The sequence below is a fragment of the Colwellia sp. BRX10-4 genome, assembly GCF_014077465.1.
Taxonomy (GTDB): domain Bacteria; phylum Pseudomonadota; class Gammaproteobacteria; order Enterobacterales; family Alteromonadaceae; genus Colwellia_A.
The window spans coordinates 93,270-118,743 of record NZ_JACGVZ010000008.1 but is presented as its reverse complement, the minus strand read 5'-3'; the positions used below and the strand labels follow the sequence as shown (position 1 = coordinate 118,743).

General features: G+C 36.7%; 22 protein-coding genes. 16 read left to right on the top strand and 6 right to left on the bottom strand.

Annotated features, from left to right (window positions below):
* Positions 1 to 59: 59 nt before the first annotated feature.
* The gene (locus tag H4J67_RS08910; RefSeq protein ID WP_182175675.1) at positions 60 to 1,085 is read right to left on the bottom strand and encodes a DUF21 domain-containing protein; all 1,026 of its coding nucleotides are present in this window, start codon (positions 1,083 to 1,085) and stop codon (positions 60 to 62) included.
* 192 nt (positions 1,086 to 1,277) lie between these two features.
* On the opposite strand from H4J67_RS08910, the gene H4J67_RS08905 reads away from it, so the two are divergent.
* The 4 genes from H4J67_RS08905 to H4J67_RS08890 are packed head-to-tail and all read left to right on the top strand — an operon-like array spanning position 1,278 to position 4,443.
* Entirely contained in the window at positions 1,278 to 2,249 is a 972-nt protein-coding gene (locus H4J67_RS08905; protein WP_182175676.1) for a magnesium transporter CorA family protein, read from the top strand.
* Positions 2,250 to 2,284: 35 nt separating this feature from the next.
* Positions 2,285 to 2,749 (top strand): hypothetical protein, encoded by a 465-nt coding sequence (locus tag H4J67_RS08900; protein ID WP_182175677.1) that lies wholly within the window; start codon positions 2,285 to 2,287, stop codon positions 2,747 to 2,749.
* 10 nt (positions 2,750 to 2,759) lie between these two features.
* Positions 2,760 to 3,548 carry a hypothetical protein gene (locus tag H4J67_RS08895; protein WP_182203510.1) on the top strand — a complete coding sequence of 263 codons (789 nt, stop codon included), beginning with the start codon at positions 2,760 to 2,762 and terminating at the stop codon, positions 3,546 to 3,548.
* A gap of 22 nt (positions 3,549 to 3,570) precedes the next feature.
* The gene (locus tag H4J67_RS08890; protein WP_182203509.1) at positions 3,571 to 4,443 is read left to right on the top strand and encodes a mechanosensitive ion channel family protein; all 873 of its coding nucleotides are present in this window, start codon (positions 3,571 to 3,573) and stop codon (positions 4,441 to 4,443) included.
* 53 nt (positions 4,444 to 4,496) lie between these two features.
* Here H4J67_RS08890 and H4J67_RS08885 read toward each other — a convergent pair whose 3' ends face one another.
* Positions 4,497 to 5,351 (bottom strand): universal stress protein, encoded by an 855-nt coding sequence (locus H4J67_RS08885; RefSeq protein ID WP_182175680.1) that lies wholly within the window; start codon positions 5,349 to 5,351, stop codon positions 4,497 to 4,499.
* A gap of 224 nt (positions 5,352 to 5,575) precedes the next feature.
* On the opposite strand from H4J67_RS08885, the gene H4J67_RS08880 reads away from it, so the two are divergent.
* Positions 5,576 to 7,327 (top strand): autotransporter assembly complex family protein, encoded by a 1,752-nt coding sequence (locus H4J67_RS08880; RefSeq protein ID WP_182203508.1) that lies wholly within the window; start codon positions 5,576 to 5,578, stop codon positions 7,325 to 7,327.
* Complete coding sequence (locus tag H4J67_RS08875) at positions 7,324 to 11,058, top strand: translocation/assembly module TamB domain-containing protein (protein WP_182203507.1); 3,735 nt, start codon at positions 7,324 to 7,326, stop codon at positions 11,056 to 11,058. Before H4J67_RS08880 ends, H4J67_RS08875 begins: the two co-directional genes overlap by 4 nt.
* 62 nt (positions 11,059 to 11,120) lie before the next feature.
* Here the strand turns inward: H4J67_RS08875 and H4J67_RS08870 are convergent, their stop codons facing one another.
* Together H4J67_RS08870 and H4J67_RS08865 are read right to left on the bottom strand one after the other, a co-directional pair.
* On the bottom strand, positions 11,121 to 12,917 hold the full coding sequence (locus H4J67_RS08870) for a diguanylate cyclase domain-containing protein (protein WP_182175683.1): 1,797 nt from the start codon (positions 12,915 to 12,917) through the stop codon (positions 11,121 to 11,123).
* Positions 12,918 to 13,123: 206 nt separating this feature from the next.
* Positions 13,124 to 13,645 (bottom strand): gamma carbonic anhydrase family protein, encoded by a 522-nt coding sequence (locus tag H4J67_RS08865; protein WP_182175684.1) that lies wholly within the window; start codon positions 13,643 to 13,645, stop codon positions 13,124 to 13,126.
* A gap of 394 nt (positions 13,646 to 14,039) precedes the next feature.
* Here H4J67_RS08865 and rimO point away from each other — a divergent pair, with 394 nt between their 5' ends.
* Positions 14,040 to 15,494, top strand: coding sequence for a 30S ribosomal protein S12 methylthiotransferase RimO (gene rimO, locus H4J67_RS08860; protein ID WP_182175685.1), 1,455 nt, complete (start codon positions 14,040 to 14,042; stop codon positions 15,492 to 15,494).
* Positions 15,495 to 15,551: 57 nt separating this feature from the next.
* Here the strand turns inward: rimO and H4J67_RS08855 are convergent, their stop codons facing one another.
* On the bottom strand, positions 15,552 to 16,790 hold the full coding sequence (locus H4J67_RS08855) for an ABC transporter permease (RefSeq protein WP_182175686.1): 1,239 nt from the start codon (positions 16,788 to 16,790) through the stop codon (positions 15,552 to 15,554).
* Positions 16,791 to 16,794: 4 nt separating this feature from the next.
* Positions 16,795 to 17,481 (bottom strand): ABC transporter ATP-binding protein, encoded by a 687-nt coding sequence (locus H4J67_RS08850; RefSeq protein ID WP_182175687.1) that lies wholly within the window; start codon positions 17,479 to 17,481, stop codon positions 16,795 to 16,797.
* A 131-nt stretch (positions 17,482 to 17,612) separates the two neighbouring features.
* Here H4J67_RS08850 and H4J67_RS08845 point away from each other — a divergent pair, with 131 nt between their 5' ends.
* The 9 genes from H4J67_RS08845 to H4J67_RS08805 all read left to right on the top strand — a co-directional run bounded on the left by H4J67_RS08845 (position 17,613) and on the right by H4J67_RS08805 (position 25,302).
* A complete protein-coding gene (locus H4J67_RS08845) occupies positions 17,613 to 18,167 on the top strand; it encodes a DUF3299 domain-containing protein (protein ID WP_259368534.1) in 555 nt (184 codons plus the stop codon).
* A 292-nt stretch (positions 18,168 to 18,459) separates the two neighbouring features.
* Positions 18,460 to 19,668, top strand: coding sequence for a zinc metallochaperone GTPase ZigA (gene zigA, locus H4J67_RS08840; protein WP_182175688.1), 1,209 nt, complete (start codon positions 18,460 to 18,462; stop codon positions 19,666 to 19,668).
* Positions 19,665 to 20,369, top strand: a complete 705-nt coding sequence (locus H4J67_RS08835; protein ID WP_182175689.1) for a DUF1826 domain-containing protein — start codon at positions 19,665 to 19,667, stop codon at positions 20,367 to 20,369. The genes zigA and H4J67_RS08835 overlap by 4 nt, the downstream gene beginning before the upstream one ends.
* A 27-nt stretch (positions 20,370 to 20,396) precedes the next feature.
* Positions 20,397 to 21,020: a DUF2796 domain-containing protein gene (locus tag H4J67_RS08830; RefSeq protein ID WP_182175690.1), complete on the top strand. Its 624-nt coding sequence runs from the start codon at positions 20,397 to 20,399 to the stop codon at positions 21,018 to 21,020.
* A gap of 5 nt (positions 21,021 to 21,025) precedes the next feature.
* Complete coding sequence (locus H4J67_RS08825) at positions 21,026 to 21,511, top strand: Fur family transcriptional regulator (RefSeq protein ID WP_182175691.1); 486 nt, start codon at positions 21,026 to 21,028, stop codon at positions 21,509 to 21,511.
* Positions 21,508 to 21,921 carry a MerC domain-containing protein gene (locus H4J67_RS08820; RefSeq protein ID WP_182175692.1) on the top strand — a complete coding sequence of 138 codons (414 nt, stop codon included), beginning with the start codon at positions 21,508 to 21,510 and terminating at the stop codon, positions 21,919 to 21,921. Before H4J67_RS08825 ends, H4J67_RS08820 begins: the two co-directional genes overlap by 4 nt.
* A 115-nt stretch (positions 21,922 to 22,036) precedes the next feature.
* On the top strand, positions 22,037 to 23,398 hold the full coding sequence (locus H4J67_RS08815; protein WP_182175693.1) for an alkaline phosphatase PhoX: 1,362 nt from the start codon (positions 22,037 to 22,039) through the stop codon (positions 23,396 to 23,398).
* Positions 23,399 to 23,689: 291 nt separating this feature from the next.
* Positions 23,690 to 24,394, top strand: coding sequence for an outer membrane beta-barrel protein (locus H4J67_RS08810; RefSeq protein WP_182175694.1), 705 nt, complete (start codon positions 23,690 to 23,692; stop codon positions 24,392 to 24,394).
* Positions 24,395 to 24,609: 215 nt separating this feature from the next.
* The gene (locus H4J67_RS08805; RefSeq protein WP_182175695.1) at positions 24,610 to 25,302 is read left to right on the top strand and encodes an SOS response-associated peptidase family protein; all 693 of its coding nucleotides are present in this window, start codon (positions 24,610 to 24,612) and stop codon (positions 25,300 to 25,302) included.
* The last annotated feature ends 172 nt before the right edge of the window (positions 25,303 to 25,474 follow it).

The following is a 25,474-nucleotide window of genomic DNA, read 5'->3' as shown; positions in this document are numbered from 1 at the left end:
GTAAAACTGTTTAAATTGAATATTTTGTCTAACCATTCCATTATAAATATTTAACCTATTTATTTTATATTCGGAAGCATGCCTTTAAGCAGCAAACCAAAAATGTCTGCGCCAGTAATAATACGTTTGGTTTCTCCCCAAATAAGCAATACATCGTGTTCTATCACACCATCAAAGTTTTTGTCAGTAGACGTATTCACTTTCATTTTCAGTATAGCTTCATTTAATGGTATCGTTTCATCCGTTATCACAACAGGACGATGACAATAATTGTAAGGGTCAAAATCGCCTGGTTGATATAACGCAGCTCGTGAATAACCATCTGCATCAAGCACGAGTAATGGGTAGCCAGCTTCATTGGTCAGTATTACCCAACTATGGTTAGTTTCATTTACCAGCATTAAAAATGGGTCGTCTGGACCTTGTGTCGTTACCGGAATAATAGGTAAGTCTAACTTTGTTGGTAGGGCAATAATTGATTTGGGATCAATTATCTCACCTTCTTCAGTGACCTGTATCTCATCTAAAGCAAAAAAGTTTAACGCGCCGATACCTTCAACATGATTAAGATCGGCTTCTTCTGCGGAAATATGCTGGCGAATAATACTTCTAAGTTCACTTTCTTCAAGGTATGTAATCCCTTCTTTGCCGAGCCAAGCATCTAAAATAAGTGCAGTTGGTTTGGCTACTGGGTAAAAAAGGAACTGATAAAAACGAATAATAGGCGCGAGCATGCTACCCATTTTTAAGGCATTTCTTGAGAAATAAGCTTGCGGGGTAATTTCACCAATAATCGTGATGGCAATAGTTGAAAACAGAAAAGCACTGACGCCAGTAAGTACCGAATCAGAGAGCATTGTTAACAACACATTAATTCCAACATTACCCCACAATATCGTTGTTAATAAAAAGTTTGAGTCGTCTCTTAGACGTAAAATAGTTTGTGCTGCTTTACTACCCTTTTTAGCTTCAACTTCTAAATGCAGGCGACTTATAGAAAAAAATGCGAGATTTAATCCTGAGAAAATGGCTGATTGAGTTATACAAAAGGCGATGGCACACCAAGTAATGATGTCAATTGACATGTAATAATCCTAATAGGAATGTTAATAGCTTTAATTGAGTGAATTATTAACTTTACTTGCTGAGATGACAACTAATTATTTGACCTTTACTTTAAAATATTGCTTATAATGGAAAATTTATAACGTTTACTATAAGTTATTATTTGTAATGCTGACACCCGCATTATTTGTAATTATACCTAAGGATTTATCATGATTAAATGTATGTTAATTTCACCCTCTGCGCCTGTTAAAATTGGTGGCGAAGAATTAGTCAGTGAATGGCAACAAGATGAAAGCAGCGTGCTATGGATTGATCTTGATAAAGTCGAAAAATCTCAAGAAAAAGAAATATTAACTCAATTTGGCTGTCACCCTTTGGCTATTTTAGATGCTCAAAGAGAAAGACACCCTCCGAAAGTTGAGCTGTTTGATGATTTCATCTTTCTGCTTTACCGTGGCTTTGTTGCCAAAGAAAACAATTTAACCTTTGAACATGTACAAATCAGTATGTTTATCGGTCAACGGGTGTTAATTACCGGTCATCCTGAAAGCTCGATAGCGATAAATACCTTGTTTACTACCAGCAGTGAAAAGTATTTAGCGAGAAGCCCAGTACACTTAGCATTGAAAATATTTCATAGTAGTTGTGGTAATTATCTACAGCAATTATTTGACTTTGAACAAAATTTAGAAAAAATAGAAGATCAATTTCAAGTCAGTGGTAACGATAAAATGATGCGAGAAATTACCTCACATCGTTCGAGATTGGTTAAAATTAGAAGAACTTTTAATTACCATGTAACTGTTGGTAATACCCTAAACAGTTATCTTGAAGATGACGAAACATCCCTTATTACAGAACAAGAAATACATACAGTAAATGACTTAAGAGAGCGACTTGATCGATTGTTGAGCCTCTCTCAAATGTATTATGATATTTGTGGTGATTTAATTAACGGTTATATGTCGGTTACTTCACATCAGCTAAACGCAACAATGAGAGTGTTAACGGTTATCACCGCTTTGTTCGTCCCTTTAACTTTCCTCGCAGGAATATATGGGATGAATTTTGAATACATACCCGAGCTTAAATTTGAATACGGTTACTTTACTTTGCTTGGGGTGATGTCGGTTATCTCTGTTGGTCTTATTGTTTGGTTTAAGAAAAAACGCTGGTTGTAATAACCACTAATTTAATTAAAAAAAGAAGATAGATATTGAGCGATTCAAAAACACTTTATGAAGCAAAAGTCATTAACATCAGAAAAAGACAACCGATAATGGCTTGGTTACTTTCTTTAACACTGATTAGTATGGGCTATTATTTGTCAAAAACTCAGTTTTTAGGGCTAGAGTGGCTTTCTAGAAGTGGTTGTTTAATTGTTATCATTGGTGTTTGGTCAAGTATTGGCGCCATTATTTCTGAACGTGTTCTTATCAGTAAACTCAATATTCAACATCGCTTGGTATTGTCACGAGCCAAAATGAAACTCAGAAAAATCAATGTACCAACAGAGTACATCGACAAAGAAATTGCAACGATTGAAGATGATTTTGACGATAAAATTGATGTTGTTAAAGATAATGTTAGATACCAGCTCGGTATTTTAGAAGTTTCATTGTTGATAACAGGCACCTTTATCTGGGGATTTGGCGATTTATTATTTAAAGTTAATTTTTAATGAGTAAACTATGAGTAACAACATCTGGTGGGGCGAGTTTACCTTTGATGACAGACATGAAAAAAAATGTTGGAGTGTTGGTCAACGCGCGATACTCATAAAGCGCAAGGCAACTGAATGGAACATTTGGAATATTGAAAATAAAGAAGAAGACCAAGACATTGTGGTTTCTGCTGGCGAAAAACTTGCACTAGAAAACGATACTGATATCGGTCGTTTTTTAGAGAAAGCGAGCTCTGATAAAATAAAAGTATTTCCAAAATTAGCCGATCGTTCGGTTATCGCACGTCCTTCATCACCGCTAACTATTTTAGCGGGTGAAAAAGTTCAGCTGTTTATTAGTACACCTATTTGGTTTTATGCTGAAACATTTCCAAGTGCTAAATGCTTAGTTGATTTACCCTTTTGGCGTCCGTCAGATTCATGGTTTGGTAGCTCAACCATCGACGGCCAATTGTGCTATGCAAAATACACCTCTGCAAAAACTAAACTTGAAGAGCTCGATTTACATCCCCACCGAGCAACAACATCAATTACGGTGATTAATAGCCATAACAAAGAACTTATCATCAACAGGATTAATGTTCCTGTTAATTACTTACATTTATATAGTGATGATAAAAACCAACTGTGGACATCTGGCATAACCATTGAAAGAAATAATGAATCAGCCGATATTGAATTAATTATAGAAAGAAGTGTTTCAGTTGAATTTCAACCTCTTACCGCGATAAGTAGTCCGCGAGAAACCTCTGAGCACGGTAAATTAATACGAAGAATCAGTAACTTATTTGGGTAAATTTTAGCTAGGTAAATATTATATGGAAGTCATTAATGAGTTTTTTAATATGCTCAAAGCATCTCATTTATACACATTAACACAGGCACTTATTTTATTTGTGGTCGGTTACTTCATTGCTAAAGCGCTCAGTAGCGTGATGGAAAGAATTGTTAGCAAGAAAATGACGACACACGGAGTGTTTTTGTTAAAAAGAACGGTATTTTATACCTTACTGGGCTTGTTTGTCTTGTCGGCTTTAAAGCATATTGGTATCGACTTAACGATATTACTTGGTGCAGCGGGAATTTTTACTGTGGCGATTGGCTTTGCTTCACAAACTTCAGCATCAAATTTAATCAGTGGCATATTTTTGATGATAGAAAGACCTTTCTCAATCGGTGATGTGATTAAAGTCAATGACATCTTAGGGGAAGTTATTTCAATTGATTTATTGTCTGTTAAATTAAGAACCTTTGATAATTTATTTGTTCGAATACCCAATGAAAGCATGATAAAAAGTGCGGTTACCACTATGACAAAGTATCCCATTAGAAGAGCAGACTTAAAACTAGGTATTGCTTATAAAGAAGATATTGAAAAAGTGCGTGATTTATTATTAAAAATCGCCGAAAAAAATGTTATTTGCTTAGAAGAGCCAGCTCCTTTGTTTATTTTGACCGGGTTTGGTTCATCGTCAGTTGATATTCAATTTTCAGTGTGGTCAAGAAGAGAAAATTTTCTTGCGCTTAAAAATGAAATGTATCAGAACATTAAGAAAACATTTGATGAGCAGGGCATTGAGATCCCATTCCCGCATATTAGCCTTTATGCAGGGAGTGCAAGTAGACCTTTTAAAGTTGCTATGAATGAGAACTCGAGAAGTACGGCAGATGTTCTATCCAAAGAAGAGTAGTGACTGAATCAACGTTGAGTATTAACCTTGCTGGTTAATGCTCATTATTTATTTTACTGTTTAATAAGCAATAAATCACATGGCGGCTCATATAAAAAATTTGAGGTCGTACTTCCTACCCAAAACTTATCAAGCATGTTTCTATTAACTAGACCGATAAATAAAATATCGATATGGTTTTTGTTAATATATGACTTTAAGGCCTCTTCAGGTAAACCTTCAAGTAATTTGTATTGATCGTTCTTAATGCGGAACTGATCAGCGAACTCTTTTAAACCGTCTTGGTGCATCGACAATACTTTGTTTTTGTATTGGTATAAAACTGATGAAATGTAACAACAGTGGATAAGTTTCCATTTTACTGAAAGCGAATCTTCCCAGCTTTTTAAATGCTGAACAATATGTTCATCAATTTTTGCTGGGCGATCATTTTCGTGTAACGGGTCAACAGCGCCAATGGCATTGATTTTTTCTTTCCATACTTTGTCAGTTAATAATAATACGGGTGCGTTTATTTCAGAGAGTGTTTGAAAGATGGGATGTCTTGTTTTAGGTGGCGTGTCTTCTAAAATTAGCAGGCCATTATTTGTTTTTGCTAATTCAGTATTGATTGTTTTTATGTGATCTGCAGACTCTGAAACAATAATTTCAGCTTTAATTGCACTCATTTCTAATGCTTTAAGCAAGGTTTGTTTTTTCTTGTTAATCGCCACTAAATCTTCATTAGCCGTTGGTGAGTCGCCAACCATTGCATGCCAATACCACCGTTGGGTAGATTTTACTTTAGCATCGATTATTATTTTAACGCGCATTTTATGAGTATTGGCGAGGTGAATAACTTTATCTAAAGTGATGTTTTTATAAAAATAACGTCCATCTATAAACCAAATCAATTGCTCAGTTATCATTTTATTCCCTCATTTTGGATGTTAATTCCCGCGTGGGATTGACCTAATTTTGTTAAAACAGTCTGGCGACTTTGCTGAAGAAGTCAATATTGTGTAAATTTATCGTAAGGTTGAAAGCATAGATAGTTATTTTTACCTTAAAACTTTTCTATTAGCAAAACCACATAAACTGTTATGCTGTGCTTTTATTTAATTACTGCAAATTCCACGGATAATCTAGCATAATGTATAGTCGTTTTTTTTTGTTCATCTTGTTTATTTTAATCTCACCATTTGCAACATCGAACACACTTATCGTTCAACTTTCAGATAACTTATCCAGTGCAGCAAAACAAAATATTTATGCTTATCTAGGCAATTTGCCAGAGAATGACACCGAACGAACAGTATTTGTTTTTACCGCGAAAAAACAAGCCTTAAATGCACTCAAGGCACTGGGTTATTACCGTGCTGAGGTAATAAGTTCAATTGACAAGAATTTAGATAAAAATATCTGGACGCTTGGTCTTGTTGTGATACTCAATCAGCAAACAAGAATAAAACACGTGCGTATTAACCTAAGTGGCGACGCTTTAGGGGATAGTGCCTTTTCAGATATTATCAAAGAGGTGCCTATTGCCAGTGGAGATATATTACATCATGGCATTTATGAGCAATTTAAAACGGACTTGGTTTCCTTAGGTTTAGAACGAGGTTACTTTGATAGTAAGTTCATTAAAACTAATATCGCTATAAATAAAAGTTTGGATACCGCAGAGATTATTGTTCACTTTGACAGTGGACCTCGTTATCGTTTTGGTGAAATAAAGTTTAATGATTTTGATATCAATACAGATGTTTTGAAACCTTTGGTTTCTTTTAAGCCCGGTGATTTTTATCAACAAACCTCACTACAAAACTTACAAAATGAACTCGATGAAACTCAATATTTTAGCAATGTTGTTGTTCGTCCTGAAACTGAGAATAGCGCGAATAACATCTTGCCAATTGATGTATCGCTGGAAAAAGCGAAACGCCATCAATTTAATTTAGGACTAGGCTACGCGACTGACACCAAAGAAAGGTTTTCTTTTGGCTGGAAAACACCGCTAGTCAACCGTTATGGGCATCGTCAAGAAACAAGGTTGTCCTATTCAACCATTAATCCGACCGGGCATTTTATTTACAGTATTCCTTTGTCACACCCCAACAATGATGTGTTGCAATTACAAACTGAACTAGAAAAAAATGACTATGGAGACTTAACCAGTCGATTTTTTTCTTTTCAAGTAGGACGCGTTTATCTAAAAGATGATATTTTACGCCAACCTTATTTAAGACACTTAGATGAAGAGTGGGAGACTGATAATGTTTACGATGATGCCAGTTATTTTATTCCTGGGTTTACTTGGTCTGATATTGATCGTGATGGCCCTTTACTCGATCCAACTAAGGGATTTAGACAATACTATAATCTAGAAGGAAGCTATGAAGGTTTATCTTCAGAAACCTCATTTTTACGTTTTAATGGGCGTTGGAAATATATTTCGCTGTTTGCTCCTAAGCACCGTATTGTCGCACGAGTAGAGCTTGGCTATGTTATTGTCGACAAAGACTTTGAAGAGGAACTGTCTCCTTCATTACGGTTTTATGCCGGAGGTGATCAAAGTATTCGAGGATTCGACTATCAATCAATTGGCCCTAAGGTGACTCTTTCAGAAGGTATTAACCCAGGGAAGGAAATCGTTATTGGTGGCACTAATATGGTCGTTGCTAGTTTGGAGTACCAGTACTACTTTTCAAATACATGGCGCGGCGCACTGTTTATTGATGCTGGAAGTGTTAATGATAATCACAAACTTGAACCGGTATACTCTATTGGTCCCGGTCTTCATTATATTTCTTTCATTGGGCCAATCAGGTTTGCTTTAGGGTATCCATTAAGTGAAGAAAACCCTTCATGGCGTCTTCATTTTAGTATTGGTGCTGAACTATGACTTATAAACGTGCCAGCTTCACACTTATGGGCGTGTTAACCGGTTTACTGTGTTTCTTTGCCATACTACTTTCAACGCCTTGGGGAGCTCAGTTATCACTTTATTTTGTCGGTAAGGTTTCCTCGCTGCAAGTTGAATACAAAAGTGGTGCACTTTTAGATGACTTAGTGTTACGTAAACTAAAAATTGAAAACGATAGTGCACTAATTAATGCCAGTAACATTCGTTTAAGATTGCATTTGCGCTGCCTATGGAAAAACCAGATTTGTATTGATGAACTCAGTATAGGTACACTACAAGTCAACATAAAAGAAGCACAGCCAGCGGAATCATCTGAGCAACTTGCCGAACAAGCGATTAATTCAACCAATTTCACCTTACCCTTTAGCGTTAAATTAAAGAAGTTTTCTTTAGCACGCGCCCAAATAACAACTCAGGGGCTAGCAATAAACTTAACCGAGTTTTCTAGTGCTTTATCGGTCAATAAGAATGTTGTGAGTAATATCGCTATTAATATAGATAATGCTCGGTTGCTTAAAGCACATATTAATTTATCTGCGGCGAAGACCTCATCACCACTTCAACCCGTTACCCCTTGGCCACTGGCATCACTGCCTAAGATGTATTTACCGGTTAAGTTAGCGCTAAAGTCGTTGGCGGTAAAAACGCTAATTATTAACGAATTAGACAATACGGGTAGTGAAAAAACGCTAATTAATACCACAAATAATGTGGCACGTTTATCATGGTTTAAAACGCAATTATCTATTGAAGAATTGTCATCAAAAGTAGCGGCAGTAGGAGCGTTTTTATTAAAAGGAAAAGTTGACTTTGTACCCCCTTATCTTGTTGATTTAGCCTTAAGTAGTTCCATTGATAACTTTGAGTTATTGCCACAACTTAGTCATTCTGAACAAAAGGTTTCATTAAAAGGTGATTTAGCTGATTTAGTAACAACGATTAGCAACGCGGGTGAATTAACACTAACCGCTAAAATGTCAGTGGATGTTACTAACGCAAACTTACCTTATAAATTGCAAGCTGATGTTAGCCAGTTTACTTTACCTGATGATATCGCTAATGTTATTACTCCATCAACCCTGTTACTAAACAGCGAAGGCGACCTTAATCGGCATGTTATTGATTTAAAAAGCAACATTAGTGGCTTTGGTTACCAAGACGCCGCGTTGGAACTACAGGCAACTTACAGTGAACAAACCTTTAAAATAAAGACCTTATATTTTGAAGAGTTCAAAGAAAATAGCCGCTTGGATATAACTGGAGAGTTGCAGTTAGGCAATCGATTGTTATGGGATGTTAAGGTGAGCTCTTCGGGCATTAGCTTACCTAATATTGATCAGCGTTTATCGGGTCGTCTACAGGGAAATATTTACAGTAAAGGGTTTTGGCAGGATAATGAATGGGCGTTTACGCTAACTGACTCTATGGTTAAAGGTGAAATTAATAAAATAGCTTTTAACGCAGGCGGTAATGTTGATATTAATCATAAAGGGCAATTAGCGTCAAGTAAGATTAAGCTCAATTATGGTGATATAGCGCTTAATATAAAAGGGCATAGCGATACCCATTGGTATGTCGATGGCACGGTCAATGTTGGAGATAGCAGTTTATGGTTAAAGGATATTGAAAGTGGAATAACGGCCAATATTTCAATATCTGGTCCAGTCGAGCAGCCAGAATTCAATCTACAAGGTGAATTAAAAAAGTTGTTAGTGGTTAATCTTGCCAGTGATGCGATTAAGGTCGAGGTCAAATATCGACCGCTGGATAATCATCAACATGAGGTAGCGTTTAGCAGTGCGCGTATCAATTGGAACGATCATACCATCAATGGTGTTAATTTATCGAGTAGTGGTGATTTAAATCAACAAAAAGTAAAGCTAGCCTGGCTTGGCGATTCAGCGATTGACTTGTTAATTAATAGTGACTATTCACCTGTGGGGGAAGAGTGGCAAGTACAAACTGATCAGGTAAAATTTTCTCTAGGTGACGATGTTTTTAAATCAAGTCAGCCACTTAATATACTTTATAACAATAGCCTTAAAACGCTTGCTGTTAACAAACATTGCTGGCTTGGTGACGGTGCTCAGCTCTGTCTAAAGGACGATGCCACCTTAAAAGTAGCTCAAGACGAGTTAAGGTTAGCCATTCAATTAGACACAGACCTTTTAACGCCCTTTATTCCTAAAGATATAACTGTGCGGAGCACACTAGTGGGGAATGTTGCTGTCGGTTGGCAACAAAACAAAATGCCAACCGTTAATGCTAAATTACTTATTAGTGATGGCGATATAAAGACAACTAAAGAAGGCGAATTACATCAATTACTTGAGTGGCAAAAGGGTGAGTTAACGTTAATAGTTGATAATAGCAGTGTTGCAGGAAAACTTGCTTTCTTTGCCCAAAACAGTGCTGAAATAGTCAACCTTAGCAGTACGCTTGTCTTTGCCGATAGCCGCACTATAAATAGCCAGCTTAATATTAATGAGTTTAACCTTTCACCCTTGCAAGTGTTTTTGCCAGAGTTAACCTCATTGGAAGGCCTATTAAATAGCCGTTTAACTGTGAGTGGTGATTTAGATAAACCAATAATAACCGGTGACATTAGGTTAACTAAGGGTGAAGCTAAGATTTTAGGAAATATTAATACCTTAACTGATCTTAATATGGCCTTAAAATTTAAAGGTCAGCAAGCCATTATTTCTGGTGGGGTAAATATTAATAATGCCTTAGCTAATCTTAAAGGGGACGTCGATTGGCAAGATGAATTGAAAGGTAATTTTGATTTTGATGGGGAATCATTAAAATTATCAGTCCCCCCGGATCTTACCATAACCGTTTCTCCTCACCTTAACGCCCAAATAAAAGCATCAGAATTGAAAATATCGGGCCGTATAGAAGTGCTCGAAGGTAAATTACTGGTAAATAAATTGCCACAAGGAAGTGTTAGCTTAAGCAAAGATGTCATTATGGTTAATGATGCAGGCGAACAAGTTGCTAATGAAAAGCCATTTGAGTTATTTACCAATGTTCGTGTGGTTATTACCGATGCATTTAAAGTTGAAGGGCAAGGATTCATAGGTCGTCTAGGCGGTGAATTACAAGTGAGTCAGCAGGCAAATCAACCCTTACAGCTCTTTGGCAGCTTAAAGATACCAGAGGGTCGCTATCGCGCTTATGGGCAAGATTTGTCGTTAACTAAAGGTATTATTTCTTTTAATGGCACAGCGAATAATCCCTATGTCTCAATGCAAGCGACACGTAGCATTGAAAAAGAAAATATTATTGTTGGTATTGATGCAACTGGATTAGCCAACAGCTTGAATATCAAACTTTTTTCAAAGCCAACCATGCAACAATCTGAAACTTTATCATACTTGGTGAGAGGGCGTGGTTTAGATGCAGAAACCAGCGACAGTAATACCGCTATAGGTGTGGCTTTAGGTTCAGCGTTAACAAACTTTTCTGGTGTACTCACTCAAATAGAAAAATTACCTTTGATCAATAGAATCGAAATAGATGGAGACGATGAGCAAGCCTCCATCGCTGGCTATTTAGGTGAGCAGGTTTATATTAAATATGGGCTTGGTATAAAGGATCCTATCAATGAATTAACCGTGAGGTTTTATTTATTAAGCAGGCTATGGGTTGAAACAGTTTCTGGGCTAGAAAACTCTGCCGATATTTATTACTCATTCGACATAAAGTAAGCCGGTGACAGGTAATCGTTATTTCCTAATCCGCTCGAGAAGTTAATAAACGCTAACCTAGGTTAATCAGCATCTATTGGATTTAAACTAGGAAATAGCAGCACTTTATTACGGCCTTTGTCTTTAGCCGAGTAAAGTGCAATGTCGGCTTGTTTGTATAGTTCGTCGTAATTAGCGTTTTTCATATTACCAAACGTAACACCGATGCTTGCTGTGACTTTAGACTGAAAAGGGTGGGACATTTTTTCAATACTACTTCTGACTCTTTCTGCAAATAAGCAGGCAGAGACTTCATTACTGTTCATTAATAAAATAACAAACTCTTCTCCACCAATACGTGCAAATAAATCATCTTTTCGACACAATCTTTTAATTTTATCCGCAATCGCCACCAACACTTCGTCACCAGCGTCATGACCAAAGTTGTCGTTAATATCTTTAAAATAATCAACATCAAGCAGCAAAAAAGCCATTTCTATATCTTGCTCTCTAAAAGTATCAATTTGATGCTCAAGAAAACGACGGTTTCCAATACTTGTTAAATGGTCGGTTTCAGAGGCTTTTTTTAATGTTTTGTTTGTGGCTTCCAAACGAGAAATTACCTGTTTTCTTAGCATTAATACTAGAAATAGCACTACACTAATCAGTGAAATAATAATGACAGCAAATAGGTACATGGAAGCGTGGCGAGACTCTCGTTCGCTGATCAGTAATTCATCTTGTAGTTTTATGTAATCTCGTTCTAAGAGTAGTTGACTCTCCAATTTTTCTACTAGACCCTTTTGTGTCAAAGGTTGAACTTGATTTCTTCTGTTAATGTACTCTGTTTGAATAATCGCCGCTGCTTCAAAATTTTCTTGGCTTAATTCTAATTTGGCTAAATTTTCATAAAGCGCCATTTCACTTTCCACCGATATTTTATTTTTTACCTCAACAATGCCTTTATGATATAAATCGATGGCGGCTTTTATTTGGTTTGTTTGGACATAAATATCAGCGAGGCCTAGGTATGCTGATGCGACAGCAGGTGGATAAACACTACCTTTCTCATCGTTAATAACAAACTTATAAAGAGGTTTAGCCGCCGTAAAGTTTTTTAAATATTTATATACATCAGCTAAGTTGGCTGATGCTTCACTAAAGCTAAAGTCATTGATGTAAGCTCTATTTCTTAGTACTTCTTCAAGTAATTCTTGTGCTTTAAGGGGGTTACCGGATCTTAAGTAAGAGACACTTAATCCAACAGAAGCATTCATCTGCATTGCAATGTCATTGAGTTCTGTGTTGATTACGATTGATTTTTTAAAATATTTAGCAGCATTAGTATAATCATTTTGAGAATTAAGCACATTCCCTAAGTTATTATAAACCATCGCTAAATCTTCTTTTTGATCGCTTAATTTAGCAAATTTCAATGCTTCTATATAGTATTTTACTGCATTTTTGTGATCGATAATGAGCTCGTGAAATACTCCCATTGCTCTATTAGAAACTGAGATTAAATGCACGTTCTCACTCTTCTTGGCACTATTTATTGCTTGAGTGAGATGTTTGAAAGCTTTAAAGTTTAAACCTTGGTACATCTGTGACTGTCCAAGCAAGCGTAATAGTTTAGCTTTATTGAAATCATTATTTTCAATACTAGTAAAGGCTAGGGCTTGTGTTGCATAAGCGCTTGTTTCTTTTGGAGAGATATAAAGGTAAAAGCTTGCCAGCTCAATTAATGCCGCTAAGCGCGCTTTATCATCTTGAGGAAGAGCTGTTAATGTTGCTTTTAATGAATCAACATTTACCTCGTTTGCTAAAGTTGGTGAGGTGACGATTAGTGATAGTATCAATGCTATTAACCATTTTATCACTTTAATTCCTAGCGCTTATGTTGTCCTAAAGTTACTTTCTCATATTTTAATCAATAGATAAAACAAAAAAAAGCTAAATAACGGCTGGTAACTCACTGTTAACATAAACTCTTCTTTATAGCCAAGCACTCAATAACGACCTTAGTATTAATTACTGCGGGCCATTGAATTTTCAATAAACGCGGTTAACTTAACAATTATGATGCTTAACCTATTTGCTTTAATTCTTTCCTATATTGATGATTGCTTTGAACATAATGCGCTGCGCCTGCTGCGATCATCTCTTGGGTTTTTTCATCAAGTTGTTTAATTACTTTTGCGGGTGAGCCTAAAACTAAACTCCCATCAGGAATAACCATATTTTCGGTCACTAAAGCATTAGCACCGATCAAGCAGTTTTTACCAATCTTAGCGCCATTTAATACCACCGCATTGATACCAATTAAGCTTCCTTTGCCTATCGTACAACCATGAAGCATTACTTTATGACCAATAGTTACATTTTCAGCAATATTAATGGGGAAGCCTTCATCAACATGCAAAATAGAGCCGTCTTGAATATTAGAATTTTTCGCTATCTTCACTTGTGCTAAATCGGCCCTGATCACAACATTAAACCAAATACTGACATTTTCACTTAAGTCTACATTTCCTATTACAGTGGCGTTTGGTGCTATAAAACAGTTTTTTGAAATACGAGGAGAAAGTTCACCTAATTGATAGATCATATCTTGGTACCTTAATATTAATGTATTGATTTAATATAACTAATTAGAGATTAACAATCATTAACTTTGTAACGTTATAATATTAGTGGTGAAAGAAGTCGTCGTAAATTTATGTAAGGTATATCGCCAAGCCTTTAGCCAAGTAATTATTTAGCACAAGGTAAGGAGAGACATTTAAGTTTATTGAATATAAATCTCTGAAACTAATTATTCATCCTATGCCAACATTACTGTATAATCCTGCGCATTAAATAACGACCTAGGTAAAGCACCAGCTTTACACTAAAGGCTGTTAAATCAATATTAACGACGCTGCTCTTTATCTTTATTAAACGATGAGTAAAAGCACCAGTAGCAACACCGTAATAAAATATAGAGCAAGTTGAGGCACATTATGACCGTAGAACAATTCGATCCACAAACAACTAAAAAAAGCAGTAATTCAGCCGAGAGCCAGACAACCACATTAGACATTCCGTCTAAGATGATTGAAGAGCAAAAGAATAGTCAACAGCCCTCTAAAGCGGCTAAAATCGGATTTGTTTCATTGGGCTGCCCAAAGAATCTTGTTGATAGCGAGCGCATCCTTACTCAGCTTCGCACTGAAGGTTACGATGTAACCAATAGCTACGATGATGCTGAATTAGTGATTGTAAATACCTGTGGTTTCATTGATTCAGCCGTTCAAGAGTCTTTAGATACAATTGGTGAAGCACTTGCTGCCAACGGTAAAGTATTGGTTACTGGCTGTTTAGGCGTTAAGAAAGACGAAATCATCGAATTACATCCTAATGTTTTAGGTGTTACGGGACCTCATGCTTACGATGAAGTGTTAACACAAGTACACAAACATGTAGCCAAGCCTGTTCATAACCCTTTTATTGATTTAGTGCCGCCACAAGGCGTTAAACTTACCCCTAAGCATTACGCGTATTTAAAAATATCAGAAGGGTGTAACCACCGTTGTACGTTCTGTATTATTCCTTCAATGCGTGGCGACTTAGATTCTCGTCCTATTGGCGATGTCTTAGGTGAAGCCAAACGTTTAGTTGATGCTGGCGTTAAAGAATTGTTAGTTATATCTCAAGATACTTCGGCTTACGGCGTCGATGTTAAGCACAAAACTGATTTTTGGGATGGTATGCCGGTTAAGACTCACATGCAGCAGTTATGTGAAGAATTAGCCAAGCGGGGCGTTTGGATACGTCTCCATTATGTTTACCCGTATCCGCATGTTGATAAAATAATTCCTCTTATGGCAGAAGGTAAAATACTGCCGTATTTAGATATTCCTTTTCAGCATGCCAATAAACGTATCTTAAAATTAATGAAGCGTCCTGGTAGCTCTGACCGCGTATTAGAGCGTATTGCTAAATGGCGTGAGATTTGCCCTGAATTAGTTATTCGTTCAACCTTTATTGTTGGCTTCCCGGGTGAAACAGAAGAAGAATTTGAAGAGTTATTAGAATTCTTAGAAGAAGCGCAATTAGACCGCGTCGGTTGTTTTAAATACTCACCTGTTGAAGGTGCTACGGCTAATGCTTTACCTGATCATAATTCAGACGAAGTTATGGAAGATCGTTTACAACGTTTTATGGCAGTACAAGCGAGAATAAGTAGCGACAAACTACAAGCCCGTATTGGCCAAGAATATTTAATTCTTGTTGATGAAGTAAGTGCCCTTGGTATTGTTGGGCGTTCTTACATGGACGCGCCAGAAGTTGATGGCAAAGTTTATTTGTCTGATGATTATGACGCTAAACCTGGCGATTTAATGTGGGTCCAAATAATTCATGCCGACGAGCATGATGTTTGGGGCGTTAGAGTTGACGACGAAGCTGAAGATTAAGGTTATAAAATTTAGGTTACAAAACCTCTGTCTGAGAAATCAGACAGAGGTTAATGTTTAATTACTTGAAAGCTGAGCGTGTAAAGCATGCTTGTATGCTGCAATTCCTGGTAATAAAGGCATAATCAATGTCGCGATAAATATCATAAAGATTAACCTCATCAACTCCACAGTAAAAATATCAGCACTTAAAAACAAACCAAATTCAGCAGCCAACCATGCCTCAAGGCTATAAAGCGCGAGTGTTAATACGACTATTGACATGATGATGGCTAGGCTTACTAAAATAATGGCTTCTAACAAAATTAGCAATAATATGGTAGCAGGGCTAGCCCCTAATATGCGTAATACTGCTATTTCAGTTTGACGCTCGTACATTGAGGCCAATAACATAGTTGAAAGTCCAAATAAGGATGATATAAGTACTAGCACAGCTATAATACGCAGCAAATTTTCAACGCTTGCCATCAAACTCCATAGTTCGCTCATAGCAACACCAGGTAATACCGCCATTAATCTATCCGCTGGGTAGTTATTAATCTCTCGCTGAAATCCAAATATTGATAATTTACTTTTTAGTTTAAGCATAACAGCTGTAATACTTTTAGGAACGGGTGGTAATGCCTCGTGATCTTTTACTAATGCTTTTAATGCTGGTGGAGGTAAGTGGATCGCTTCAATAGCACCTAAACTTACGTGAACACTTTTATCAATTGGCGTGCCAGTTTTGGCTAAAATACCACTTATCACAAAGGGTTTTTGCATATGTTTGGTAAAGCTTGTATTACCAATACCGTGAGCAATAATAATTTTGTCGCCTAAATTATAATTAAGTTTTTTTGCTACATCGGCACCGATAACTACGTTAAATAAAGATGAAAATACATCCCCGTGTTTAAATATCAATGACTGTTGTTTACCATAGCGATAATAAGTAAAGTAGTTGTTATTTGTGCCAATAACACGAAAGCCACGATGAGAGTCACCAAGAGAAATAGGGATAGCCCAGTCAACTAATTGTTGTTTTTCGAGCATAGTAAAGCTCGTGTAACTAATGTTGTTGGCAGGACTACCCATTCTAAAAACAGAATATAACAATAAGTTCAATTGTCCATTAGGCGCGCCAATAATTAAATCGACACCTGATATAGTGCGATTAAAATTTTCTTTTGCTTGTAGGCGAATATGTTCGATACTAAGCAATACAACAATGCTAATGGTTAATGATAAAAAGGTCAAAATGGCTGTTTTTTTTCGGCTTAATAAGCTGTGCCATGCAACAGAAAATAATATCATAGTGTCATGCTTCCTCAGTTTTACTCAAGCTAGTAATATCGAGGTTACTATCAAAATGATGCGACAAAGAGGCATCATGGCTGACAAAAACAAGCGTCATTTTAGTGTTATCACACATTTGCATAAGTAAGTCCATGAATGCATTTTTTGCTGATGTATCAAGTGCAGAGGTAGGTTCATCAACTAATAATAGTCTTGGATTATTTATTAGGGCACGGGCAATGGCGATACGTTGCTGCTGACCAGCACTCAATTGGTTAACTGGCCTATGTATAATATTATTAGGTAACTGCAATGCATTAAGCAACGTTTTTACGTCATTGTTGACCTCAGGTCTTGAGTTTTTGACGAAGTAGGCTGCGAGCTGAATGTTTTTTAGCACAGATAAATACGGGATAAGGTTAAATTTTTGAGATACCACGCCAATATTTTTTGCTCTAAATAAGTCTCGTTGGCTGTTTGACAACCTACTGATATTATTATTAAATAAACTAACATTCCCTGATGTTGGTATTAAAATACCACACAATAAGTTTAAAAGTGTTGTTTTCCCTGTCCCCGAGTTTCCATGTAAGAATACACGTTCAGTGATATCAACATTCCATTGAGCAATAGATAATCCAGCATAATTAGCAGGGGCATTTTTATAGCGGTAGTTCATATCTTTTAAGCTGATAGCAAGTGTTGACAAGTTTCATTCACCTTTAGAAATTACAGCAGAGGTATTTCTATCTGTACATACTTCATGCTACATTATGTTATAACATCACTATATAACTTGGAAAGAAAATTTTTAATTTTAATAAACTGACTAGCTGCCATTTGCTATGCTCAAAAATATTTATATTAGTAGTATTAACCTTTAGTTTAACGGTACATGCACAGGTTCAGTATATTGAGATAGAATGGACTGAATTAATCCCAGCTGATGATTTAGAAGTATTACTTAATCCACCAGATTTTTTATTTGAAATAGAAGATCAATTAGAAAACGATAATATGAAGGCATTGAAAGACATTATTTCAACTGATACAAAAACTAAAAGGTATCAACAGGCGCTAGAATCAACGAAGGTTATAGACACATTTGATGGCAAAAACATTCGACTTCCAGGTTTTATTGTTCCTATAGAAATAGATGAAAAACAACGGGTAACGCAATTCTTTATTGTTCCTTACTTTGGAGCATGCTTACATATGCCACCACCACCACCAAATCAAATTATCTTCGTAAAATCGCCGGCAGGCATTGAAGTAACCTCTTTGTATGATGCGTTTTGGTTTGAAGGAACTTTAAGTATTGATACAACAGATAGTCACCTTGGAAAATCAGCATATAGTATACAACTTAGTCATGCTTATCTTTACGAAGAGTAAGGTGTGGAAACCTCAGATAGTCCTACCAACCTTATTAATGTTGTGATGATTTTTACTGATTAAAATAGGCAATGACTAGGTTATATATTTAATAATTAAACCAATATCTCATTAGATCAACATCATTAAATTAATCCAAAGGTCCACTCAAAAATAAAATCACCTGAAAATCTTTTGTTATGTTATCACAATGCTTCTTTATTAATATATTGTTATGTTATAACATAACAATATATTACTTTCTGGATGATTCATCTAGTCAATCGCAATAGAATAAATAGAGAGTGCTCCCATGCTTCAAAAAAATAAGTTACCGGTTACTGTGTTGTCAGGTTTTCTCGGTGCCGGCAAAACAACGGTGTTAAGTCATATTTTGAATAATCGTCAAGGTAAAAAAGTGGCCGTCATCGTTAACGATATGAGTGAAGTCAATATTGATTCTGCTACGATTACCAACGAAGTATCTCTTAATCGTAGCGATGAGAAGCTTATTGAAATGAGTAATGGCTGTATTTGTTGCACATTACGTGAAGATCTTCTTCTAGAGGTTACCAAACTGGCAAAAGAGGGACGATTTGATTACTTGGTTATAGAATCCACAGGTATTTCTGAGCCATTGCCTATAGCTGAAACCTTCACTTTTTCTGACGAAGACGGTGTTTCATTATCAGATGTCGCAACACTGGACACTATGGTTACGGTAGTTGATGCGGTAAATTTTTTAAAAGATTACGAAGAGGCATCTTCCTTACAAGAAGTAGGAGAGTCGTTAGGGGAAGAAGACGAACGTAGTGTTTCTGATTTACTGGTTGACCAAGTTGAATTTGCGGATGTCATCTTGATTAGCAAGACTGATTTGGTCGATGTCTCTGATATTGCACGCCTAATAGCAATACTTAAAACGCTTAATACTCATGCCAAAATCAGCCCTATTACTCAGGGGGAAGTCGATATTGATGCCGTACTGAATACGGGGTTATTTGATTTTGAACGTGCTCAGAGCGCCCCAGGGTGGTTAAAGGAAATGCGAGGTGAACACATTCCTGAAACTGAAGAATATGGTATTAGTAGCTTTAGTTTTTTTGCTCGCCGACCGTTTCACCCAGAGAAATTTTTTCACTTTCTTCACGACACAGAAAAATTTGGTAAATTAATTCGTTCCAAAGGCTATTTTTGGTTAGCCACACGCCCCCTATTTTCAGGTCAATGGAATCAAGCAGGTGGCATTGCTCATTATGGGTTTGCTGCTATGTTCTGGAAATCGGTGCCTAAAAAAGACTGGCCTACCGATGAAGAGTCACTGAGCGCTATACGAAAGCAGTGGGTTGAGCCATTTGGTGATATGCGGCAAGAATTAGTGTTCATTGGTCAGCAACTCGATCAAGGAGCTATGACCCGTGCACTCAATGAATGCCTGTTGTCAGATGATGAATTACTGAAAGGGAAAAATTACTGGGCAACACTCAGTGATCCGTTTCCAGAGTGGAGTGAAAGCGTATGATTGCATCAGAAGCGATTAATGACAACCGATCAATAAGTCCACTTTTACCTGAATTACTGACAAAACGTGCCAGTGAAAGTGATACGCCTGAGGTATTCACCGATATTTATCGAGATGACACTAATATTGCAATTTGGCAACGTAAATTGTCTGACGAATTAGCCTTGGCCGTGGATGATATTTTAAAAACGGGTGTAAGAGTAAAAGTCGCAGAGGCAGTTACCGTACAAAGTGTCAATGCTACACTTTGTAATGCGTTAGGTGCTTCGAGCGCAGTGATGAGATTGAGTGAAGACATCACACTATTGGTTGATATGTTTTGCTGTTTGTTTGATCTCAAAGAGGTTGGGTTACGATTAACGGCACTCGATCGTGCTATGTGCCCCAGGTTTCATTTCGATCGAATACCCTGTCGACTGGTAACAACATATCATGGTGTTGCTACCGAATGGCTTCCTCATCAGTTAGTTGATCGCAGTAAATTAGGTTCGGGGAACCAAGGGAAGTCAGATGAACAATCAGGTCTTTTTGATAGTACTGATGATATTCGTCAATTAAGTCAAGGTGATGTTGGCTTACTGAAGGGTGAGTTTTGGCATAATAATGAAGGTGCGGGTTTGGTACATCGTTCACCCGCTCAGTCACAAGACTCAATCAATGAACGTCGTTTATTATTAACACTTGATTTTATTAATAATTAAATAGTGTTAGTGCAGGGGAGTTTATAAATGAAAGTACAAAAATTAGTATTGTTTTTGCTAAACATAATATTATTAAATATTTTTTTATCAGGCCAACTTGTCTATGCAAAAAATCAGCAGGAACAAAGTACTCGTTTAGATGCCCATGTACATGGTTCATCTGAAATAACGATGGCGATTGAAGGCGAGATACTAGATATTCAATTGGTTTCTCCAACAGTCAATCTCTTTGGTTTTGAGCACAAAGCAAGCAACAAAAAAGAGATCATGCTTGTTAATAATGCCAAAGGTATACTGAGCAATGCGGCATCAATTTTTTCTTTCTCTGGTGGCAGTTGTTCACTCATTAATATCGAGATTGATGTTTCAGGTTTATTAAAAGATCATGAAAACGAGCACGAACATCAGTCAAAAAATAGTAAAAAATCGCATGATGATCACAGCATTAAAGAGACAGTCAATGAAAATCATAGCCAAATAGTTTCAAATTATCGCTATCACTGTGAAAAAACAGCAACGTTATCAGCTATTACTGTACTTGCTTTTGAGCGATTTTCAGGAATTAAGAAAATTCGTACGATGTGGGTAACAGACAAAAAACAAGGTGCTCTCACACTCAATATCAACAATAACATCATTTATTTGAGGTAAACCTTATGGCTAACGTCTGCGAAAACTTCAATCATGTCGAAACACATAATCAAGAACTAAGCATGCGTCTAACGAATAAACGACAGCTGATCCTATCAAGTCTAATAAAATCAGGAAAAGCGCTCTCTGCCTATGAGATTATCGAGTTCTGTAATGCTGAATTTAATTATACTTTACACCCTATGACAGTGTACCGAGCATTAGACTTTTTTCGGGGTAGAGATCTAGTACACAAACTGAATTCAATCAATAAATATATAGCTTGCGCTCGTAATGTGAAAGGGCATGAACATGACATCATACAATTTTTAATTTGTAAAAAGTGCGATAAAATTGATGAAGTTAATATCCAAAAATCGACTCTGGATGACCTTCATCATAATGTTTTACATGCGGGTTTTCACTTCGTTAGCTCACAGCTTGAAATGACGTGCATTTGTAAATCATGTCATGAAAAAAGCTTACTCACTCATGAGAAAATAATAAAATGACAACAATAAAAAACCTTACCGATAAGCTAGCGATTGGTTTATCAATAACCTGCGCAATTCATTGTTTAGTAATGCCTATAATGCTGGTTTTGCTACCAAGTGTTGCAGTACTACAACTTAATAATGAAGCTTTTCATTTGTGGATGATCGTCGCGGTAGTACCTATCAGTATATATGCCCTATTTATGGGATGTCGACGCCATGAACATTATAGATTGCTTGTTATTGGCTCGTTAGGGTTAGTTTTTCTTGTACTCGCTGTCGTTCTAGGTGATTCACCCCTTGGTGAATTCTGGGAAAAAGCACTAACCTTATCTGGCGCGATGATCATTGCTTATGGCCATTATCAGAACTTTAACTTATGCCAGCAGCAAACTGATTGCCATAGCTGCGAAAATAAAGGTATATAAGTAAAAAAATAACCAAGAGACCTCATGGTTAATACCAAGATGCTTGAATTAACGCCACTATTATTAAATACATTAGGTATGTGAAGTCAAACTATTATCAACTAGAGAAATGAATATGATTTCAAGACGCCGATTCAATCAAAGTATAGTAACACTTGCATTCACAGGGCTATCACGTCATTTACTTGCTTCAACTTCTGGGATAGCCAATAATTCACTTTCTATTGGCTATGGGGAATTACTCAACGATCCCAATGGCTTAATTGATTTACCAGCAGGGTTTTCATATAAAGTTATTTCCTCATTAAATGAAAAAATGGCCGATGGCCTACCAGTGCCTGATCGCGCCGATGGAATGGGCTGTTTTTATCTAGACGACGAACGGGTAGCATTGATTCGAAATCATGAATTATCTCCCAAACATCAAATAAACAAATCAACGAATGGCAAAATGCTTGATTTAGCTTACGATAGCTTTCAATACGCCTATCCACTGCCTGGCGGCACGAGCAACATTATCTACAACCATAAATTACAACAAGTTGAACATCAGTTTATGTCGCTTATTGGCACTATTCGTAATTGTTCAGGTGGTATCACCCCGTGGGGGACGTGGTTAACATGCGAAGAGTCAACAGTAAAACAGGATAATCAACTGAGCAAAGATCATGGGTATGTATTTGAAATACCAGCTAATGCAACTTCGATGGTAAAAGCAATACCCATTGTTGCCATGGGGAGATTTAATCATGAAGCCGCTTGTGTCGACCCGCGTACAGGTATTGTATACATGACTGAAGATAGAGACGATAGTTTATTATATCGTTTTATTCCAAAAGTAAAAGGCAGACTGCATCAAGGTGGTCAATTACAAGCATTAACTATTAGCCAACGACTTAAATTTGATACTCGTAACTGGGATAAGACATCGATTTTATTAAATGTAGAAATGGAAGTTTATTGGACTGATCTTGATAATCCTCAGAGCCCAGATGATGACTTGCGAATTCGTGGTCATAAAGCTGGTGCCGCTTTATTTGCTCGCGGTGAAGGTATTCAATGGGGCAATAACGAACTTTATTTCTGCTGCACCAATGGTGGTAATAAAAAATTGGGTCAAATAATGCGTTATGTTCCTTCATTATCGGAAGGAAGCGCATTAGAGAATAAAACGCCAGGTAAACTAAGCTTATTTGTTGAAAGTGAAAATAAGCAATCATTAAATTTTGGCGATAATATTACCGTAGCTCCAAACGGTCATCTTATTGTCTGCGAAGACCAATACACTGCTCAAGTTGATAATCATCTCAAGGGTGTGACTACAAATGGACAAACCTATGATTTTGCGCGTATAAAATTACAAACAGAGCCAGCTGGTCCGTGTTTTTCGCCTGATGGTAATACAATGTTTGTAAACTTGTATTCTCCGACTACCACGCTAGCTATTACTGGACCTTGGAATAAATTTAACCAATGAACGCCAACACTATAATTATAAAATCTGTTCCTACTAATATTATCACTGGCTTTTTAGGTGTTATTGGGACTCATGCTTACAATGAAATGTTAACATAAGTGCACAAACAGGTGACCAAGCCTGTTCATAACGCTTGTATTGATGAGTAATGACTTCCATCGGATTGCTCTTTCTTACAATTTTTCACACAACGCTGACATTTGATAGACAAAAAGCCTCAGGAATCGAACGCAATAAATTTTTATAATACCCCCATAAATTACAAAACATAAACTTTAGGGAACAATTATTATGAAAAAATCACTTATTAGCACGGTATTACTTTTAGCTTCATCGACTGTTTTTGCAGAAACTGAATATCCTACCAATCCAATATTAAGACCTATAACATTAACTGATGGCACCATTGCCGTCAGTGGAGCCTTAGCGTGGGGAGAAGAGAAGGATGAAAGACACGCAGCGCTAAATTTAAATCTGGGCTACGGTTTGACTGACAATTTAACGATTGGTTTAAATGGTATTAGTTACCGACTTTTAGCTCGCCCTGACAATGAAGCTGGCCTTGAGTTAGCGGTTGGATTAGGTTTAAGGGGCTTTCAAGAGTCAACCATTAATGGAGATTCTGTTGCTTATGGTACCGACTTAAAGGGTAAGTATGTCTTTGATAAAAACTTAGCAATGATTTTTTCTTTAGGTTATGTAAAGTGGGATGAAGAGAAGCTACAAAATAAAGATGAATACCGTTACTCTGTTGGTGTGCAAACCCACTTAGCGAAAGATTGGACGGCTAACATTAACTATACTTATCGAGATTTAAAAGACTTTCAGCAAAAATCCGCTCATGAAGTTAGTCTTGGTGTTAATTATAATTACAGCAAACAGACCGACCTTGGGATGTTTGTTAGTTATTCAAACTTTGATGCGCAAGAAAATGGTTATCAGTATGATAATAATTTTGATCGTGTGGTTGGTGTTTACGCTACCTATCGTTTTTAAGTTAACTTAACTTAACTTAACTTAAGGGATAACTACCCTTGTTAGTCATATGAAAGTGAGCTGAATAGGCTCACTTTCATCATTAAAAATATCTTCTTTTTAATCATCAGTCGTCACTAAGTCATTTTCTCTTTAACGCCAACTTGTTATATTCGTTGGCAAGACACAGCTAATATTCGTTGCTACACTGGCCGATAATAAATAAGGATAGGATTATGTGTGGTCGGTTAAATACGACGTTTGATAGTGGTGTAAAAAAGCTATATACCCGCTTAAAAATAAATAAGGTTATCGATAGGCCGATTGATCGTCGCTTTGTTAAAGCCGCAGACACCGTTTCCATTGTGAGGAATGTGGGTCAACAACGCCGAGTAGAAAGTGCTATGTGGTGGTTATTATTAGATCAAACTGAAAGTGACTTTAAACCCTCTCGGTTTACTTCATTTAATACCCGATTTGATAAGCTTAATACTCCCCAAAGTGCTGGTTATCAGGCTTATCGGAGTGCTAGGTGTATTATTGCCGTTAAAGGCTTTGGTGAAACAGAATTTGTCGATAAAAAGCCGGTTCATTACTTTGATATGCAAGCAGAATCTGGCGGTTTAATATTGGGGGGCTTGTATCGAACATGGCAACATAAGAAAACGGGAGAAATTAAATTGAGTTGCTCGGTGATAACGCTGCCAGCACACGAAAAATTAAAACATATCCATAGCAAAGCCATGCCACTGATACTCCCGCAAAATTCATCACTCGTAGACAAATGGTTAGATCCTCAATGTGATGAACTTAATCAATTTGAACATCTGTTACAGCCGCGTTTACCTCAGTCTTTGATTGCTCATCAAATTGATAGACCCATGACTCATCAGCCAATTTCTTTGCCGCAAACAATTCCTTATGATTAATTATTTACAAGTAAACTTAACAGCCGCTGCGCTTTTATTTATTGAGAGTAAAAGGGTAGATCATCGCTCTTTATTTATGATTGAAAGTCGATAATACGCTAAGTTATCTGAGATAATTGCTAATAGGATTAAAAAGCGTATTAGAAACAGAAGGTTTTAGCGCAGAAGAACA

Coding starts and splice junctions, on each gene's coding strand:
- zigA (WP_182175688.1), top strand. CDS start 18,460: ATGCTTCAAAAAAATAAGTTACCGGTTACTGTGTTGTCAGGTTTTCTC.
- H4J67_RS08885 (WP_182175680.1), bottom strand. CDS start 5,351: ATGATAACTGAGCAATTGATTTGGTTTATAGATGGACGTTATTTTTAT.
- H4J67_RS08865 (WP_182175684.1), bottom strand. CDS start 13,645: ATGATCTATCAATTAGGTGAACTTTCTCCTCGTATTTCAAAAAACTGT.
- H4J67_RS08825 (WP_182175691.1), top strand. CDS start 21,026: ATGGCTAACGTCTGCGAAAACTTCAATCATGTCGAAACACATAATCAA.
- H4J67_RS08810 (WP_182175694.1), top strand. CDS start 23,690: ATGAAAAAATCACTTATTAGCACGGTATTACTTTTAGCTTCATCGACT.
- H4J67_RS08905 (WP_182175676.1), top strand. CDS start 1,278: ATGATTAAATGTATGTTAATTTCACCCTCTGCGCCTGTTAAAATTGGT.
- rimO (WP_182175685.1), top strand. CDS start 14,040: ATGACCGTAGAACAATTCGATCCACAAACAACTAAAAAAAGCAGTAAT.
- H4J67_RS08855 (WP_182175686.1), bottom strand. CDS start 16,790: ATGATATTATTTTCTGTTGCATGGCACAGCTTATTAAGCCGAAAAAAA.
- H4J67_RS08910 (WP_182175675.1), bottom strand. CDS start 1,085: ATGTCAATTGACATCATTACTTGGTGTGCCATCGCCTTTTGTATAACT.
- H4J67_RS08880 (WP_182203508.1), top strand. CDS start 5,576: ATGTATAGTCGTTTTTTTTTGTTCATCTTGTTTATTTTAATCTCACCA.
- H4J67_RS08875 (WP_182203507.1), top strand. CDS start 7,324: ATGACTTATAAACGTGCCAGCTTCACACTTATGGGCGTGTTAACCGGT.
- H4J67_RS08815 (WP_182175693.1), top strand. CDS start 22,037: ATGATTTCAAGACGCCGATTCAATCAAAGTATAGTAACACTTGCATTC.
- H4J67_RS08835 (WP_182175689.1), top strand. CDS start 19,665: ATGATTGCATCAGAAGCGATTAATGACAACCGATCAATAAGTCCACTT.
- H4J67_RS08820 (WP_182175692.1), top strand. CDS start 21,508: ATGACAACAATAAAAAACCTTACCGATAAGCTAGCGATTGGTTTATCA.
- H4J67_RS08805 (WP_182175695.1), top strand. CDS start 24,610: ATGTGTGGTCGGTTAAATACGACGTTTGATAGTGGTGTAAAAAAGCTA.
- H4J67_RS08830 (WP_182175690.1), top strand. CDS start 20,397: ATGAAAGTACAAAAATTAGTATTGTTTTTGCTAAACATAATATTATTA.
- H4J67_RS08895 (WP_182203510.1), top strand. CDS start 2,760: ATGAGTAACAACATCTGGTGGGGCGAGTTTACCTTTGATGACAGACAT.
- H4J67_RS08890 (WP_182203509.1), top strand. CDS start 3,571: ATGGAAGTCATTAATGAGTTTTTTAATATGCTCAAAGCATCTCATTTA.